Source organism: Bacillus yunxiaonensis, from assembly GCF_037104695.1.
GTDB classification, from domain to species: Bacteria; Bacillota; Bacilli; order Bacillales; family Bacillaceae_G; genus Bacillus_A; species Bacillus_A yunxiaonensis.
Window position 1 is genome coordinate 491,691 of the sequence record NZ_JBAWSV010000004.1, and the last position, 17,521, is coordinate 509,211.

Annotated in this window: 13 protein-coding genes; 10 read left to right on the top strand and 3 right to left on the bottom strand. The window is 36.6% G+C overall.

Features of this window, described 5'->3' with window-relative positions; all coding sequences use genetic code 11:
• The first annotated feature begins 107 nt into the window (after positions 1–107).
• Positions 108–518 carry an SRPBCC family protein gene (locus tag WAX78_RS14665; protein ID WP_336482987.1) on the top strand — a complete coding sequence of 137 codons (411 nt, stop codon included), beginning with the start codon at positions 108–110 and terminating at the stop codon, positions 516–518.
• 442 nt (positions 519–960) lie between these two features.
• Here the strand turns inward: WAX78_RS14665 and WAX78_RS14670 are convergent, their stop codons facing one another.
• A complete protein-coding gene (locus WAX78_RS14670) occupies positions 961–1,728 on the bottom strand; it encodes a hypothetical protein (RefSeq protein WP_336482988.1) in 768 nt (255 codons plus the stop codon).
• Between the two features lie 519 nt (positions 1,729–2,247).
• Between WAX78_RS14670 and WAX78_RS14675 the strand changes: the two genes are divergently transcribed.
• The 7 genes from WAX78_RS14675 to WAX78_RS14705 all read left to right on the top strand — a co-directional run bounded on the left by WAX78_RS14675 (position 2,248) and on the right by WAX78_RS14705 (position 12,515).
• Positions 2,248–3,198, top strand: a complete 951-nt coding sequence (locus WAX78_RS14675; protein ID WP_336482989.1) for a nucleoside hydrolase — start codon at positions 2,248–2,250, stop codon at positions 3,196–3,198.
• 500 nt (positions 3,199–3,698) lie between these two features.
• Complete coding sequence (locus WAX78_RS14680; protein ID WP_336482990.1) at positions 3,699–4,622, top strand: nucleoside triphosphate hydrolase; 924 nt, start codon at positions 3,699–3,701, stop codon at positions 4,620–4,622.
• 162 nt (positions 4,623–4,784) lie between these two features.
• Positions 4,785–6,218 (top strand): IS4 family transposase, encoded by a 1,434-nt coding sequence (locus tag WAX78_RS14685; protein ID WP_336482991.1) that lies wholly within the window; start codon positions 4,785–4,787, stop codon positions 6,216–6,218.
• A 567-nt stretch (positions 6,219–6,785) separates the two neighbouring features.
• Positions 6,786–9,977: a DUF7402 domain-containing protein gene (locus tag WAX78_RS14690; protein WP_336482992.1), complete on the top strand. Its 3,192-nt coding sequence runs from the start codon at positions 6,786–6,788 to the stop codon at positions 9,975–9,977.
• Between the two features lie 261 nt (positions 9,978–10,238).
• Entirely contained in the window at positions 10,239–10,613 is a 375-nt protein-coding gene (locus tag WAX78_RS14695) for an S-layer homology domain-containing protein (RefSeq protein WP_336482993.1), read from the top strand.
• A gap of 97 nt (positions 10,614–10,710) precedes the next feature.
• The gene (locus WAX78_RS14700; protein ID WP_336482994.1) at positions 10,711–11,808 is read left to right on the top strand and encodes a HupE/UreJ family protein; all 1,098 of its coding nucleotides are present in this window, start codon (positions 10,711–10,713) and stop codon (positions 11,806–11,808) included.
• A 293-nt stretch (positions 11,809–12,101) separates the two neighbouring features.
• Complete coding sequence (locus tag WAX78_RS14705) at positions 12,102–12,515, top strand: discoidin domain-containing protein (protein WP_336482995.1); 414 nt, start codon at positions 12,102–12,104, stop codon at positions 12,513–12,515.
• Positions 12,516–12,620: 105 nt separating this feature from the next.
• Here WAX78_RS14705 and WAX78_RS14710 read toward each other — a convergent pair whose 3' ends face one another.
• Both WAX78_RS14710 and WAX78_RS14715 read right to left on the bottom strand, forming a co-directional pair.
• Positions 12,621–14,264 carry a peptide ABC transporter substrate-binding protein gene (locus tag WAX78_RS14710; RefSeq protein WP_336482996.1) on the bottom strand — a complete coding sequence of 548 codons (1,644 nt, stop codon included), beginning with the start codon at positions 14,262–14,264 and terminating at the stop codon, positions 12,621–12,623.
• 464 nt (positions 14,265–14,728) lie between these two features.
• Entirely contained in the window at positions 14,729–14,905 is a 177-nt protein-coding gene (locus WAX78_RS14715; protein WP_020060606.1) for a DUF3934 family protein, read from the bottom strand.
• A 652-nt stretch (positions 14,906–15,557) separates the two neighbouring features.
• Here WAX78_RS14715 and WAX78_RS14720 point away from each other — a divergent pair.
• Positions 15,558–16,409, top strand: coding sequence for an NAD-dependent epimerase/dehydratase family protein (locus tag WAX78_RS14720; RefSeq protein ID WP_336482997.1), 852 nt, complete (start codon positions 15,558–15,560; stop codon positions 16,407–16,409).
• 158 nt (positions 16,410–16,567) lie between these two features.
• Positions 16,568–17,461, top strand: coding sequence for a sigma-70 family RNA polymerase sigma factor (locus WAX78_RS14725; protein ID WP_336482998.1), 894 nt, complete (start codon positions 16,568–16,570; stop codon positions 17,459–17,461).
• Positions 17,462–17,521 lie beyond the last annotated feature (60 nt).

Consider the following 17,521-nt stretch of genomic DNA (forward strand, 5'->3'; position numbering starts at 1 on the left):
CCAATAACCAATAAATAGAAAAGTTGAAAAAAACACATTAATTATTTAGTTTTTTATCCACTTACATATTAATCAAAAATATAATAATGGGTAAGGAGGAGAAAGATATGGCTACTATTCGTAAAGAAATCGTAATTGAAGCAAATACTGATCAAGTATGGGACGCAGTGAGTGATATCGGTGCTGTACATCAACGGTTTGTACCAGGGTATACTTTGGATACCCAGTTAGACGGTAATGATAGAATTCTATATTTTCCACATGGAGGAGTAGTACGTGAACGGATTGTTTCGATTGATGCCGAAACATATCGGCTCTCTTATGCAGTTGTCGATGGAAGTAATCCACCCTTAATTCATCATCATGCTTCTTTTCAAGTTTTTGCAAAGGATGAGAACGAAAGTATTCTCGTCTGGATCACTGATTTTCTACCAAATCATACAGAACCTGAAATGAGAATCCGTATTGATCGAGCATCTCAAGTAATAAAGCAGACCATTGAGAAGGAAGTAAAATAGTAAACTTAGAAAAATAATATTGAGCCATCATCGCTCAATCAATCCAGATTGTGAAATATTGTACTTAAAGTAAAGGGTGCTTTAGTTGAACAAGCCAATCTAAAAAAGTCGATTCCTTAGTGTACAGGAATTCGACTTTTTTTAGGTTAAAATTCGCTTAGCGTACAAAATTTACGAAATGTTGGCGGTACCCCATCGCTATCAAGCTAAGAAAATACAACTCCCCCAGAACGAGATTTTGTCCTAACTTGTAATAAAAAAGCTCATTTCTTCGTTTTGGGGTGGATTTGTTTTCTTAAGTTGATGGGCATGCGTCAGTACCCCTAATTGAGCAGATCCTTTTGAAAAAAGAAAAGACGCCCTAAGGTGCCTTCCTCCAACTTGAACCATTTTAATAATATGTATTCGGACTTTCATCTAAATATCATTTTACCATATTTATCTATTTTTTCTTTCTTCTTTTATTTGATTTCTTTCTCGACTTTGGTTTAGATGCTTTCTTTGGTTTCGGCTGCAATGTTTTGTAGTAAGTATCGAAATCGAATTCTTCTAGAATTTCTAAGTAATCTTGAAATGCAGGGTTATTAGCGAGTGCTTGTTGATGGTTATTACAAGCACTTGCTTGATTAATGACTTCATTTATATAATTTAACGGCCAATTATACTTAGTATAAATGTAGTCAAATAAAACCTTACCCTCTGCTGGCCTTTCCATGTCTTTTAATGTTTCCGCAATGTTACTTACCACAGATTTTTCAAGTTTATCTCTATCTCTCCAGTATTTTTTTAGGGCTTGGTGTGGTAAAGCGAATCCATCTTTATTAAAAATAGGTCTAAAATGTTTTATTAATAATCGTTCGAAAAGTTTCCTATCTTCGATATTTGGAACTTCGTAATAAATCACTTCTCCAGCATAGGGTCTGTATTTATTTTTTTTGTTAGTTAATCTATTCCGAATTTGCCCTTCGCCAACGTATAGGCAGCGTCTGTTCCGCTCGTGCAAGTTATTTAGGGGGTTAGGAGTAAACCAATCATCTTCGTCCTCTGCGACTTTATCGAAGACTACATATATTCCTAACATTTCTGAAGGAATAGTTTTTTCTACTAAACTCCATTTTACATGTTGAGGTTTGGGAATATTCAAGGTAATACTCTGATTTGAGTATCCCTTATAGATTAATTCTTTTGGTAAATCTATTCCGAATTCCATTTTGTATATCCTCATTTCGAATGTTTTATTTTTAAATTCCTGAACAATCATAACAAATTCAGTTACAACTGTTTTGTCAGATTTTGTCGAGTGAAATAAAAAAAGAGAGCCAAATCTCTATATGGGGTACTGACGGCAAAACGCGGATTTTATACGATAAGGATATGCAGGATTTCATACAGGCTACGAAAACGGTTTAAACTGCCTAATGCTATTGTTAACAGGGCTGTATGAAATCCTGCATACAGCGGAGGGAACAGAAGGCTGGAAAACTCTTGATATGAACGGATTTCTGGGATTTGATTACTGCTGATAATGATACGTTATGTTAACTGCACTTGTATACGATATACAAAACAAAAATACTTTTTTAGATGCAAACACATATAAGATATCTAAAGTTATAGATGAACAGAATGTACTATTGAAGAATATATAAAATATATATCAAATATAGTACAAGCCTATTCATTACATCCTTAGTAAAAATAAAATTTTATGGCTTTTGGAGGAAAATATATGCCCAAAAAAGTTCTCTTGTTTACAGATTTGGGAATTGATGATGCGTTTGCTATTCTGTACACCTTTTTTCGTAATGATATCCAACTTGTAGGAATTGTAGCGGATTATGGAAATGTATCGAGAGAGAATGCTATAAAAAATATTAACTATTTGAAGTATATTTCGGGAAGGAAAGAGATACCCGTATTTCTCGGTGCTTCTGTACCTTTAACAGGTATATTGGTTCAATATTTTCCTGAAGTACATGGAAAAGTAGGACTAGGACCTATCATTCCACCTGAAATTCCTTATCCAATTTATCCCATAAATGATATTTACAAAATTATAAACTCAAATTTAGACGATCTTACAATTATCAATTTGGGAAGACTTTCCTCATTGGCTACGTCATTTATTTTAAATTTAGAAGCAATGCGGAATGTGAAAGAATACATTTGCATGGGTGGAGCCTTTTTTTACCCCGGAAACGTGACTGCTGTGGCTGAAGCTAACTTTTACGCAGACCCTTATGCAGCAAACTTAATTCTGCAGCATGCAAAGAATTTGACAATTATTCCATTAAACGTCACTCAACACGCGATTGTTACACCTGAAATGGTTCAACAAATTGATGCATTTCACCGGAATACACAAGACCTTGCAGGACTCATCATCAAACCTATGTTAGACTACTACTATAATTTCTACTCTAAATCGAATCCTGGCATAGGAGGAAGCCCTATGCATGATTTTGTAACAATATGGTATTTGTTGAATCCAGATGCAGTTCGTCTGTCAAAAGTGCCCATCAAAGTAATTCCCGATCAAGGAGAAGGATTTGGTCAAAGTATCGCAGACTTTCGTTTTGTGACAAATCCAGGTTATAAAACACATAATGTCGCTTTTCAGTTCAATTACGAAAGATTTAAGGGAGATATTATGGAAACATTTTTAAGGAAAAGACTGTAGCATATCCTAAGTAAAGATAAAAATACATATTTAAAAAAGAATTATTTATAGTTGGATGTATTGTAGTTGCTATGAGTTTACTAAAATAGAACTTCCGCTTTCGAAAATTATGTAAATGAGCTGTCCATATGGATAGCTTATTTTATTTTTTTGCTTAGCGTGGGTTTTTTCCAAAATGTTGGCGGTACCCCATTGCCATCAACCTAAGAAAACGGGTCACCCCCATAACGAAAATTTTACCTTTTTACAGTTATTACTGAGAATTCGACTCATCTTTTTCGTTTTTGAGACAATTAATCTCTTAAGCTGATAGATGTGTAATGATATCTATAATGTAACAAAAAAGTAACGATAATTACATTAATAGACTTTTTGTGTCGATATATTAAAAAAGATTACATTTTCGTTACAAAAACTATTGATTATATTTTAATACCCTAATATAATTCTGTTTATGGAAATAAAAACTAAAATTATTCATTATTTGGGGGATATGGAAAATGAAGAAAGTTATTTTGCCAGTTTTAATGTCTGCAATGTTTGTAGTGCCTGCAGTATCTCATGCAGAAAAACAGGAACCTGTAAAACAGATTGCGCCAAAAGCAGAACAAGCAATGAAGAAAACAGGTTGGGTAAAAGAGGGAAATACATGGTATTTCTATGACCAAAATGGTGTGAAGAAAACAGGTTGGCTACAAGATAAAGAGAAATGGTATCACTTTGATGAAGATGGATCTATGGTTACGGATTGGAGAAAAATTGATGGTAACTGGTATTACTTTGATAGCAACGGATATATGGCTACTGGATGGAAGAATATCAATGGAAATTGGTATTACTTTAACGAAGATGGAACTATGATTAAAGACTGGAAAAATATCAACGGAAAATGGTATTACTTTTATGAAAAAGGATCTATGGCTACAAATTTAAATACTATTAATGGAAAAACGTATTACTTTGATGATAATGGAGCCATGTCTACTGGAGTGGTATATTTTGGTGACCCCGACGGTTTGCATTTTGGACAATGGCGTTACTTTAATGAAGATGGTTCTATGGCTAGAGATTGGAAAAATATTAACGGCTATTGGTATTACTTTAATGAAGATGGAATGATGCAAACAGACTGGGTAGAAGTGAATGGAAAATGGTACTACATGATTGGAAATGGAATGATGCAAACAGGTTGGGTACAAGTGAATGGATGGTACTACATGAATGCAGATGGTGCGATGCAAACAGGCTGGGTAGAAGTGAATGGAAAATGGTATTACATGAATGAAGACGGAACGATGAAAACAGGCTGGTTACAAAAAGATGGAAATTGGTATTATTTACAATCTAATGGTGCAATGGCAGTAGGAAAACATTTCATTGATGGGAAATGGTATTCATTCAAAGATAATGGCGTTATGATGTAACAAAGGTTTTTTTTTTGAATAAATGACATCAGATATCTATTTTAAGATATTTCTATAATGGGGTAGCGCCACATCGCTATCAAGCTAAGATAAATTTGTATCCATATAATCAAAAAAACGCTATTCTTTTTGTAGAAATATACAGAAAGGATGGCGTTTTGTATGACTCTATCGATTCAAGATGAGCTTCATTTATTCGCTGAAGAACTACAGCGATATCTATCTCCAAACATCCTTCAACAGCTCGCGCAAGAGACGGGTTTCGTAAAACGTAAAAGTAAGTATGGCGCACGAGATTTGGCCGCTTTATGTATTTGGATTAGTCAACACGTAGCAAGCGATTCTCTCACTCGATTATGTAGTCAACTTTATGCAAATACAGCTACACTCATGAGTCCAGAAGGACTTAATCGACGTTTTAACCGATACGCCGTTTTATTTTTACAGCGTGTATTTTCCCTTTTAGTCAAAAGCAAACTAAACGATTCATCTCAAATTTCAAACCAATACACTTCTTATTTTCAACGTATACGTATTTTAGATGCTACTATTTTTCAAGTACCCAATCATTTAGCTCCTATTTATCCTGGTTCAGGAGGATGTGCACAAACAGCCGGCATTAAGATTCAACTAGAGTATGATTTACATAGTGGGAAATTCCTCAATTTTCAAATGGAACCAGGTAAAAATAATGATAAAACCTTTGGTACAAAGTGTTTGGATACCTTACGACCAGGAGATTTGTGTATTCGAGATTTAGGATATTTTTCTCTAAAAGATTTAGACCAGATGGATCAACGAGGGGTATTCTACGTTTCACGGTTGAAATTAAATAATAGAGTATATGTAAAAAATGAATCGTCAGAATTCTTTCGGGATGGGACAGTTAAAAAGCAATCTTTATATGTTTTACTTGACCTTGAAGATATCATGCATCAGATAAAACCAGGGAATACTTATGAAATTCGGAATGCATATGTTGGACAACAAAAATTACCCTCACGAGTTGTAATATACAGACTTACATCAACTCAAATTCATAAACGCAGGAAACAGCAATCTTATGTTGAAAAGAAAAAAGGAGTTACATACTCTGAAAAAAGTAAACGTTTAACAGAAATCAATGTTTATATTACCAACATACCATGGGAAATTGTTCCGATGGAACAGGTTCATGAGATCTACTCACTACGTTGGCAAATAGAGATTGTATTTAAAACATGGAAATCTCTATTTGGTATCAATCATTGTCACAACATTAAGCGAGAGCGTCTAGAATGTCATCTTTATGGACAGTTAATCGCCATTTTTCTTTGTTCTTCCACTATGTTCAAAATGCGACAACTGTTACTACAGAAAAAACAAAAAGAATTAAGTGAATATAAAGCAATTTATATGATTCAAGATCATCTGTACTTAGTATATGAAGCTATGCAAAAAGACACCCAAGAAGTATCAAAAATTTTCCTTCGTCTGTTTGCCCTCTTACAGAAAAACGGACGGAAATCCCATCGATATGAGAAAAAGACAGTCTTTGATATTTTAGGCGTCATTTATCAGTGCACTGTATCTAATCTAAAGCAGAAAACTGCATAATCTTTAAAAATACACCTTATCAAGGTTTATTTGGAATGCGTATTTTTAAAAACAAATAAACAAAATATCAAGCATATAGGCAACAAGAACGGAAGTTCATCGAATACTCAACCTTAGCTTGATGGGCATGTGGCGGTACCCCATAAATAAAATATTTGGTTGATAAACTATTAAGTTTCCCTTGAATATACTAGATACTTTTATCTGCAATCCCATTATTTTACATAAATCTAAATTTTCATACTTTACAATAAATTAACTCTGAGAAAATATAAATATAATATTTTTACATTACAATTCAAAAAGAGCCTATTAAAAAAATACCAATTTTGGAAACGAAAGGGGGATTTCCGTGACGAAAAATCTCCTCTCATCCCGATCGATGGGAGGATGCCCGCCATCCTTGTAAAGCGGGGCGACCTTCTCCAGCACAATGGAGTCGTCGACATGATCGATATAATCAATGAGTTCCGCATCAAAGTTTCACTACGGCTCTGTTATTTTTCTCAATTTTACAAGCTTTTTGAACAGACTCTTAAAATACTTAAAATATGGAGGTTTTCTGTAATGAAAAGAATATTATCCATTTCCCTCGTATTCACGATGATATTCGTTATGTTATCGACCACCACAGACGCACTTGCAAACGAATCGGACGACAAACTCGTCAAAATCGACAATATGCAGCCAGTTTACGGTCAAACGATCACCGCTAGTGCAATCATGGGTCATGGGTCAGATGGCAAAAATCTCACATTTCAATGGCAAGTACAGGAATCACGTATAAGCGATAAATATATTAATGTCAAATCGGGTGGTACATCCAAAAGCTACACCGTAACGTTAAATGATATTGGTAAAAAATTACGCGTTGTAGTTAGTTTACCATCAAATGGTGACAAAAAAACTTCATTACCCACGAACGCAGTATTAAATGCCAACCCCCTTATTGCATCGATGAAATTCGATAATAATTTAAAGGACGATGTAAATCAAGAGAATTTGACAGCAAATGGAAATCATAGTTATGTAGACGGTGTGTTACCAGGGACCAAAGCTCTGCACTTAGAAAGCGGAGACGGCAATTATGTCGGTACGAAGCATAGCTTGAATTTTGGTAATGACAGTTATACCACATCCTTCTGGTATAAGGGTGACACTAACAATAATCAGGTAATATTATCAAACAAGGATTTTACTAAGAGTTCTAACGAAGGCTGGGCGATTTATACATCAGCTAATTCGGTCAATATGAATTTAGGATTCCCGACCGCATCAGTAAAATTTGGGCGTGACGCGTTTAATGCTTCCGATTGGCGTTACGTGACATTTGTTGTAGACAGAGATAAAATGCTCGCATCGTTGTATATTGATGGTTACAAAATGACTGAAACTTCACTGGGGGTCGGAACTTTAGATACATCGAACCCATTAAATATAGGTAGCGACGGATTGGGCAAACATGGCGGTAATTCATTCGATATAGCTGATCTTAATGTTTGGAAAGGTGCATTTAGCGGTGATGTAGTTCAAGCGAATTATAATAGTTACGCTGTAAATAAAGTAGATATGAAGGCACTTAACGACAAAATATCAGAAGCAAATAAAATAATAGCAAGCGGTCTCGGCAATGGCTTCAGCCAAACCGATTTTGATTATTTGAAAAAGGTTTTGAATACGGCATCTACGGTTGCAACAACGCAAAAAGAAAAATTATATACACAGGAAACCATCAATTATTACGAACGTGAATTAAACAACGCCATATTTATCTATCAAAAAAGCAATAAAACATTAACTCCCGCCGGTTTAAATATGATTGTGGACAGCGACCCGGAAGTAAGTGCTAATCCCGCAACAATCGCGCGCATTGAAAAAGATTACAGAACAGAACTGAGACTATTCCCACAGGCCGACGTACTCTTTATTCCTGGCGACGTTACCGGCGGCAACAACGCCAATGAATATGTGTGGATGAAAAATCTGACAGACATATACAATAAACTTAAAGGTGAGGGTCTGTTTGACAATACGAAGCTTTATATGGTAAGAGGCAACCATGATATGGGCGGCGCCGAACAATTTATACCTGTCGGTTCGGCGGGCGCGTGGAACGCTTCAACGAATTCATACGATAACGATTTCTTTAATAGTGCTTATAGGGTAAAGGTAAAAGGATATAATTTTGTGGGTTTTGACGGAAATTATAACAACGCCAATACGGTGGGAAAAACCAAAAATTTCCTTGACCAAATTAAAAAAGAAGCGGATTACGATCCAACCAAACCCATATTTGTATCTTCTCACTACCCTATAAGCGGAACCGTGTGGGGATCGGCATGGAGCAGCGCGGCAAGTAATAATGTAGGTAAATATATTGCCGACAATAATTTTTCGCAGGTGGTATATATGTCAGGTCATACGCAATACGACCCGACCGACGAACGTTCTCACTATCAAGGTGCGGCTACGTATCTCGACAGCGGTGCGAGTTCATATTCCAGCTATATTGATAACGGTCCGTACGGCGGATATATAGAAGGCTCGTATATCAATTACAAAACCACACCTCGCATCGCGAATTTCATAGAGGTTTACGGTTCAAAAATGATCATCAAACAGTATAATTTAAGTACAGATGAATATGTAGGCACACCTTCTGTAAAAGTCGTTGGTGAAGGCAAAGAGGCCTTTACCTATAGCAGGAGCGATATAAGAGAACTCATAGCTCCGCAGTTTGAAGAGGGTATTACGGTCGATTCCTACAAAAACAACGAACTTGCTTTTACAATAAAGCAAGCAAAAGACAATGTGCGCGTTTTGGAATATAATATTCAGCTTATCAACAAGCTCACGGGGAAAGTGGACAAATCGTTTAATAGCCTTTCGCTGCCGTTAGACAAACCATTCGATGAATACAGACATTATAAGTTTACAGATTTGTCGCCGACTACTCCATATATACTCAGGGTATTCGCTGACGATTCCATGTATAACCGTTCGTCGCAGGACATTGACATTGAGCCTCAAAATGTTAATTTAAACAGCATCACTGCGCCTGCTGACATAACAGAGGTGACAATCGGAACGGCGAAGACAGCGGACGCCCTTGGATTGCCAAAGAAAGTATCCTTGGATACCGATGCAGGCAGGGTGGATGCCGATGTGACATGGAATGTAGATGCTTCAAACTATGATCCCACTGTAAAGACTGTACAGACATTCACTGTAAATGGAACTGTAACTTTGACAACTGGGGTGAAAAATCCCAATAACGTGCCTTTGACAACAAGCATTAAAGTAACGGTTAATAAGATCCCAGCGTGGACCGCCGCAGTTACCGCTTCATCGTATTTCAATGACAATTATTCTCCCGACAAAGCGTTCGATGGCATCATAGGGCAATCGGGTAGTAGCGAATGGGCATCCAAGGGAGAACAGAATCCATGGATCCAGCTGAATTGGGAAACGAATCAAACGTTCAACAAGATTATCTTTCATGATCGGCCAAATTTAGCTGACTGGGCGCCCGGCGGAACGCTTACCTTTAGCGACGGAAGCACTGTGACGGTTTCAGGAATCCCGAATGACGGGAGTGCTTATTCTGTAACTTTCCCTGACAAGACGGTGACATGGGTCAAATTCCAGGTATCCGGTGGAAGCGGACCAAATGTCGGTTTGTCGGAAATGAAAATTTTCGCGCCGGTGCTTCCGGCTGCGGAGACTAGCGTCCTTGAAACAGAAACTGTAAAGAATTAGCTTCTAATTTATTGTATTGAATTCACGCAGGTGTTATCACATTAGCGAAATTTAGGATGGATCGATAATGAAACTGGGGGAGATCAATTTTCTCCCCCTCATCTATTTGGACGATTAATGGTACCAAAGGTGTACTAAAGCTGCATTTCCTCGCTCTGCAACGGGATACCGGCTCATATTTCATATGTAATGTGACAGTCGCTGGCGCCGTCGGTGTAGAAATTGACCTAATTGTTGTCCAGTCGGTTGTTGTGAAAGATATTGACAGACACTGGGAGTAAAGACGCCATTGAGAAACTTGCTAGCGCAGGAGTGATTACCGGATACGATGACGGGACGTTCAAGCCGAACAAAACGATTAACCGTGAAAAAATGGTTATTATTCTATCCCGTATTGTGGACTTAAGTAAAGTGGACAAAGATGCTTCCAAAGGCAACTTTGCGGATATAGCAAGCGCAAGCTCTTATGCAGCAAACCAAGTCAAGGATGCGGAAAAAGCGGGAATCATCAGCGTCAAGGGCAATGGCTTATTTGATCCGAAGGGCAACTCCACACGCGCAGAGGTACTTACGATCGTTCTGAACGCATTGACTCTTAACCCACAAGTAAAAACACTCTTGGACAGCTTGAAATAAGTCGAGCGACATGTTCAAGTTGCAGATTGAACGTTCGTAACCGGATAAGCTATATTGCAGATTGTATTATTAACATTTCATGAAAAGGGGTTCCGCTATGAAGCAGCGTTCATTTCTGTCCATGTTCATCATCATGATCTTATTATTTTTTGGGACTGCTACAACTTCACTTGCGCATTCCGTAAATATGAATTACTCGGATTTAACCATTGAAGGGAACGAGATTCTCTATGATCTTTTTATTGAACAAACAGACTTGTTTCCACAATTCGGTACTGACCTGGATAATCTGGTGAACGATGAACTGGCCCAGCAAAAAATCGAATCCTATCTACAGAAAGGTCTTCGCATAGATGCGGATTCGAAGCCCTTAACGATGGAATTGGTTTCGATGAACATGGCACAAAAGGGTGCCGTAAGAGGCATGGAATTTCAACTGAAGTTTATCGCCGATGAAGAAATCGAACAATTTAATCTTCATTACGATCTGGTGTTTAACGATGCGCCTGCTCATACGAGTGTACTCATGGTCCATGCAGGGGAATATTTTCAGCAGGATATGATTGATAGCACTAATAGAGATATTCTGATCAACCTTTCCCATATTGATAGCACTAAAAGTGATAATCTGAGCAACGTTCCCCAGCCTAAGATTGGCGCTGTTTTGTGGAAATACTTTAAGCTTGGAATCGAACACATTTTGACAGGTTATGATCATTTGCTGTTTTTGTTATCCTTAGTATTAATCGCATCTCGCTTCAAGGATGCGTTGGAAATTGTTACTGCTTTTACAATCGCCCACAGCATAACACTATTCTTGGTGGCCACCGACCGTATTCAGGTCAGTTCGCATTGGGTCGAAGTCTTGATTGCCCTGACGATCTGTTATGTGGCAGTGGAAAATATGTTTGTTCAAAAGGCGAAATGGCGGTGGATATTGACAGCCATATTTGGCCTGATTCACGGTATGGGCTTCGCCGGGGCTTTAGCTGAAACAGGACTTCCAAAAGAAAATCTGATTGGCTCACTCCTGATGTTTAATTTAGGTGTGGAAACAGGCCAACTATTGATCTTATGCCTAGTACTGCCCCTCTTGATATGGCTGCGAAGGTTCCCATGGTATCGTAAAATGATGATCTCAACGTCTTGCCTTATTTTTGTGCTGGCATTTTATTGGTTGATTCAAAGATTGTAATTAGGCTATTTATTGATCAATACGAGAGTTAGCGGTATTTTTGCTAGCTCTTTTTTATTATTGCGTGTCTAACCAAGTCAGGCACAACTAGCTGGTATAGTCCGGTCGAGGTAAGAGCCTAGGCGCCTCTTAGCTGACAAGCAGCTCGTGAAGACTATGATCCTACGGTAAAGACTGTACAGACCTTCACTGTAAATGGAACTGTAACTTTGCCAAATGGGGTGGAAAATCCCAATAACGTCCCTTTGACAACAAGTATTAAAGTAACGGTTAATAAGATCCCTCAGTCTCAAATGACGGCAACGGCGACAAGTCAGGAAACGGTTGGTGCAAATAATTCAGCATCCATGGCGATTGACGGAAATTCACAAACTATTTGGCATACAAAGTGGGATAAATCTGATGTACTTCCTCAATCAATCACCTTAAATCTTGGAGGAACTTACCCAATCGATAAAATCGCGTATTTACCAAGGCCATCAGGCAGCAACGGAAATATTACAGGATATAACGTTTATGTAAGTACAGATGGAGTGACCTTTACTAAAGTTGCAAGCGGAACTTGGGCAAACGACAATGCGGAGAAAGTAGCAACTTTCGATCCGACAGATGCATCATATGTCAAGCTCGAAGTAACGGCGGGTGTTAACGGCTGGGCATCGGCTGCGGAAATTAGCGTCCTTGAAACAGAAACTGTAAAGAAGTAGCTTCTAACTTAAAAGAATTTATCATATCTGGCGAGAAGACCCCCACCTCAAGCGCGAAACGGTAGGTGGGGGTAGTTCAATATTTAGTTACAATGATAATTTCCTTTACTGTTTAATATAAGCCCATTTATAACTATACACTCCAGCAAAAGGTCTAATGCAAACATCTTTCACATACGGTCGTTCCAGATACACAAGTCCAGCCTGATAAATAGGAGCAATGGCTGTATCATCTTCTATGAGAATTTTTTCGGCATCTTGGAAAGCCTTCCAGCGAGCAGGTAAATCTGTTAGTAGGGAAGAACCAGCATTATGGATAAGCTCGTCGTATTTTGGATTGGAATAGTTCATTCGGTTAAATGAGCTGCCTGTTATAAACATATCTAAGAATGTCATTGGGTCTGGATAATCAGCCCCCCATCCAGAAAGGGAAATCTCGTAATCGCCTTTAGATTCACGCTCTAAATATACTTTAACGGGAAGTTGGGTTAATGTAATGTTTAGTCCTGGTAAATTCTTTTCGAGTTCGCCTTTTAAAAATTCAGTAATCTTTTTATCATTTGAATCATCAGTGCTTAAAATTTCTAATGTTATAGTTTGGGTACCTAATTCCTTTTTAGCAAGTTCCCATAATTTTTTTGCTTCTGCAACATTTGTCTCTATTTTTACATTACTAGTACTGCGAAAATCTTTGTTATCAGGTCCTTTTACAAATCCCTGTGGAATGAGTGCATTGGCTGGAATAGAACCATTGTTTAAAATTGTATTAGCAACGCCTTTTTTATCAAATGCTAAGCTAATCGCTTTTCTCGCATTTTTATTTGCAAGAACTTGATTTTTTTGATTGAAACGGAAGAAAACTGTCGTTGGTCGTGCTAATCTTTTTAAGCTATCACTATCTTTGTATTTATCTACGAATTCAGCGTTAATAGTTGCTCGGTCTACTTGTTTTGCTTCAAATAGATTGACAGCTGTTGAAATATCTTTGACGATATGAGCATTAATTTCTTCTAGTTTTACGTTTTTGTTATCCCAGTAATTTGGATTTTTCGTCATTTTGTATCCTTGTTCATGTTTCCATTCACTTAGGACAAATGGTCCATTATAGATTGCATTTTTCGCTTCTAATCCAAAATTTTTCCCTTGTGATTCTACGAATTTTTGATTTAAAGGATAAAACGTAGCAAATCCCATTAATCCAAGGAAATATGGAACAGGATGCTCAAGCTGAACTTCTAATGTTTTGTTGTCGAGTGCTTTTACACCTAATTCATCTAAAGGAAGTTCTTTTTTATTTATTTTTTTCGCATTTTTAATATCAAATAGAATTTGTGCATACTCTGAAGCTGTTTCAGGGTTTACAGCGCGTTTCCATGCATACACAAAATCATGAGCTGTTACAGGATCGCCGTTTGACCACTTCGTGTCACGCAGTTTGAATGTATAGGTTAATCCATCCTTACTCATAGTATGAGATTCGGCAGCTCCGGGTACCGGTTTTCCCTCAAGGCCAGGCATGTATAAGCCTTCCATGACGTTATTAAGGGCACCAAAGGATAAGCCATCAGATGCGATAGAAGAATCTAAAGTTGAAATTTCGCCTGATTCTACAATGTTTAAAATGGGTTTTCTTTTTTCTTGCGTGTTAGTATTGGCTGTTTCTGATTTGTTTTGCTTGCATGCTGATAAGATAATGGAAAGTATAAGAATTAGAACAATGGAAAGCTTTAGTTTTGGTTTTGCTTGCATTTTTCACCCTCCTTTTTATTTGTCCATAAGTATAAATGTATATTTCTGAAAATTCAATAAAATAAACTTGAAATTAATAAAAATTTATAGGAATTATATGATATGGTTCGTGTAGAGCAATAGAAATGAATATGAAATATAGAAATGATTAAAATAAAGGATTACGATATTGTGTTTTAAATATAACTTGAAAATTTCTATAAGTGGTTCTGTCATATCGTCATCGAGTAAATAGAAAATTGTATCCACATCATAAAAAAGCTATTCTTTTGTATAAGTACTTACTAAAAGAATAGCTTTTTTCATAATATAGATTATCGTATTAATGAATTTTAAAAGTTGTCTTTTTACAATGGGTAACCACTTGTTTTGTTGTTTTAAATCTTTGCTTTTCTCCGCAAAATAAACCCACACAACATCTATCTTACACTTACACGAAAGATACCAAGCGTAAATAGCAGTCCCTATCTTTCGGATTTGTCACCTGTATTACTGTTTGTCTTTGCGCCACCCGCTTTTTTAACACCTTTGCTTGTATAAGGTTTGGCACTCTTTTTTTTGTTGGCACTGGCTTTCCATCGGTTCCAGCCCTTACTGCCTGTTCCTCTACCTGTTCCACCTTTACCTTTAGCTTTACTCATATAATATAATCACTCCGTTATTATTGTATAGCAAATCTGTTTCCACAGTAGTCAATAAATCTTTAAAATAAAATTTGGGTTTATGACTTTTTCCTTTCCGATAGTTGCTCATAAAAATGAACAGCAGGATATAATAGTATATCATAACATGGACAGTAATGCGCAAAATCCTCAGGTTTATCCCGCTAATAGAAATCTTTTAAAGTAGAAAAAAGAGTCCTTCACAGTTAGGACTCTTTTAATTTTTGCTGATAGTAATGTGTTTAATTTTGAATTTATTAATATTATACAATATTTTTTAGAAAATGGATTTTTGGTAACATTTCAAAAAAATATTCTGCAAGAATAAAAGAATAGTTATAAAGTTAACTTTATAAGGATTATTATATGCATTTGTGTGTGACAAACATTTAAGTATTGTTTGTCAAAAAAATTATATATGAATTGTTATCTTTTAGTTTTACGTTGCATAAAAAGAAAAAAAGTCCGAGATATGAAAAATTTTGTGATTATATTTATAGTTATGTCACATATTACATGATCAATTTGTCTTAAATATGAACGTAAAAAAAGAGTACATTTTATAGTCGTTTTTTCATTCTAAAGGTACCGAATTATTAAATTTTAAAAAACGTATTAGGGAGGTATAGAGATGAAAATTTTTCTTGCCGGAGCAACTGGTGTAATAGGTCGTTCTTTAATTCCTTTATTAGTACAAGAGGGTCACAAAGTGTTCGGAATGATTCGTGATGAATCGCAGGCAAGAGCTATTATAAAAATGGGTGCAAAGCCAGTGATAGCAGATGCTTTTGATCGAGATGCTGTGTTCACTGCACTACAAGAGAGTCAGCCAGATGTAGTAATTCATCAGATTACATCATTAAGCGGGGGAAGTTCGGTAGATAATGCAAAAATACGAATTGAGGGGACAGAAAATCTTGTAGATGCTGCAAAATCAGCGGGTGTTAAACAGATGATTGCACAAAGTATATCATGGGCGTACGAACCTGGAGAGGGTCCAGCTACAGAAGAGGAAATGTTAGACATTACTGCTCCGTATCCTCGAAAAACGACGATAGAAGGTATTATGAAATTAGAAGAAAAAGTGTCTCAGATGCCAGAATTTGTTATTCTTCGTTATGGAACGCTTTATGGTCCGGGAACTTGGTATGCGAAAGATGGAATATTTGCAGATCAAGTTCGACGACAAGAAATTGCAGCAACGGATGGGGTAGTTTCTTTTTTACATGTAGACGATGCAGCTAGAGCTTCACTGTTGGCACTAGAGTGGCCATCTGGTTCAGTCAATATCGTCGATGATCATCCTGCATCAGGGAATGTTTGGTTACCTGTTTATGTTTCTACAATCGGTGCGCCTCATCCTTCTATTCAAACTGGTAGTAACCGTGGTGAGCGCGGCGCATCCAATACAAAAGCTCGAAAGGAATATGGGTGGGAGCCCATTCATTCTTCTTGGTCTAATGGGTTTGAACATAATTTGTAGCATTTTTGTAATATAATTCTTGTCATAAGAAAGCTATTTTGGTAAGAGTTTTTTTAGAGAAATTTGCATAGGTATACCCTAGAAAGTTTTTTCTAGGGTATTTCTTATTTTATATTATGATAGATTTATTGATTAAAGGGTTTTGAGGAGGGACTACCATGGGACAAAATAGCTTGGACGTAAATGAATTATACAAACTGTACAGATCTTATTTTATTTCTATAGCGTACAAGATGCTCGGATCTATAAGTGATGCTGAAGATATTCTTCATGATACATTTATAAAACTGCAAATGAAAGAAGTACATTTAACAGATATTAATAATATAAAGTCGTATGTAAATAGAATGATTGTAAATCGTTGTATAAATGAACTACAATCCAGCCGTAAAAAAAGAGAAACTTATGTTGGTACTTGGTTGCCAGAACCGATTGTACAGGATATGAAATGGGATCCTTCGGAGAAAATTATTCAAGATGATCAACTATATTATACGTTTGTTATTCTTATGGAAAAACTTTCTGCCACAGAGCGAACTGTTTATGTCTTAAAAGAAGCATTAGATTTAAAACATAATGAAATCGCTGACTTACTAAATATTACGGAGATGAATTGCCGTAAAGTGTTTAGCCGTGCGACGAAGAAAATGAGTATATCTATCGGTGAGGAGTATATACCATATGAAATTCAACAAGATCATATCACTAGGTTTATTTCGGCCTTATCGCGAGGCAATGTTCAAGAAATCTCAGAAATTCTGACTAGCGATGTAACGCTTATTGCAGATGGAGGAGGGAATGTCGTTACAGCTATTAATCAAATTATTAGTAAAAAACGTGTTCTTAGCTTGTTATCTGCAATTGCTACAAAATTTTTCAAAGGAAAAAAAGCGCAAGCTGTCATAGTAAATAATCAGCCAGGCGTTCTCATATTAAAGGATGAAGAGGTAGTTGGTGTTTTCAGTTTCGCTTGGAAGCAAAACACGAATCAGATTGAGCAAATATTTTATGTTGTGAATCCTGATAAACTTAAGTACATTACTATACGTTAAAAGTATAGAGTTGCTCTAAAAGTTGTGAGATGACTGTTAGAGCAACTCTTATTTTGAATA

Excerpts from the sequence above, each read along its gene's own strand:
- WAX78_RS14665 (WP_336482987.1), top strand. The coding sequence starts at position 108 with ATGGCTACTATTCGTAAAGAAATCGTAATTGAAGCAAATACTGATCAA.
- WAX78_RS14670 (WP_336482988.1), bottom strand. The coding sequence starts at position 1,728 with ATGGAATTCGGAATAGATTTACCAAAAGAATTAATCTATAAGGGATAC.
- WAX78_RS14675 (WP_336482989.1), top strand. The coding sequence starts at position 2,248 with ATGCCCAAAAAAGTTCTCTTGTTTACAGATTTGGGAATTGATGATGCG.
- WAX78_RS14680 (WP_336482990.1), top strand. The coding sequence starts at position 3,699 with ATGAAGAAAGTTATTTTGCCAGTTTTAATGTCTGCAATGTTTGTAGTG.
- WAX78_RS14685 (WP_336482991.1), top strand. The coding sequence starts at position 4,785 with ATGACTCTATCGATTCAAGATGAGCTTCATTTATTCGCTGAAGAACTA.
- WAX78_RS14690 (WP_336482992.1), top strand. The coding sequence starts at position 6,786 with ATGAAAAGAATATTATCCATTTCCCTCGTATTCACGATGATATTCGTT.
- WAX78_RS14700 (WP_336482994.1), top strand. The coding sequence starts at position 10,711 with ATGAAGCAGCGTTCATTTCTGTCCATGTTCATCATCATGATCTTATTA.
- WAX78_RS14705 (WP_336482995.1), top strand. The coding sequence starts at position 12,102 with ATGACGGCAACGGCGACAAGTCAGGAAACGGTTGGTGCAAATAATTCA.
- WAX78_RS14710 (WP_336482996.1), bottom strand. The coding sequence starts at position 14,264 with ATGCAAGCAAAACCAAAACTAAAGCTTTCCATTGTTCTAATTCTTATA.
- WAX78_RS14715 (WP_020060606.1), bottom strand. The coding sequence starts at position 14,905 with ATGAGTAAAGCTAAAGGTAAAGGTGGAACAGGTAGAGGAACAGGCAGT.
- WAX78_RS14720 (WP_336482997.1), top strand. The coding sequence starts at position 15,558 with ATGAAAATTTTTCTTGCCGGAGCAACTGGTGTAATAGGTCGTTCTTTA.
- WAX78_RS14725 (WP_336482998.1), top strand. The coding sequence starts at position 16,568 with ATGGGACAAAATAGCTTGGACGTAAATGAATTATACAAACTGTACAGA.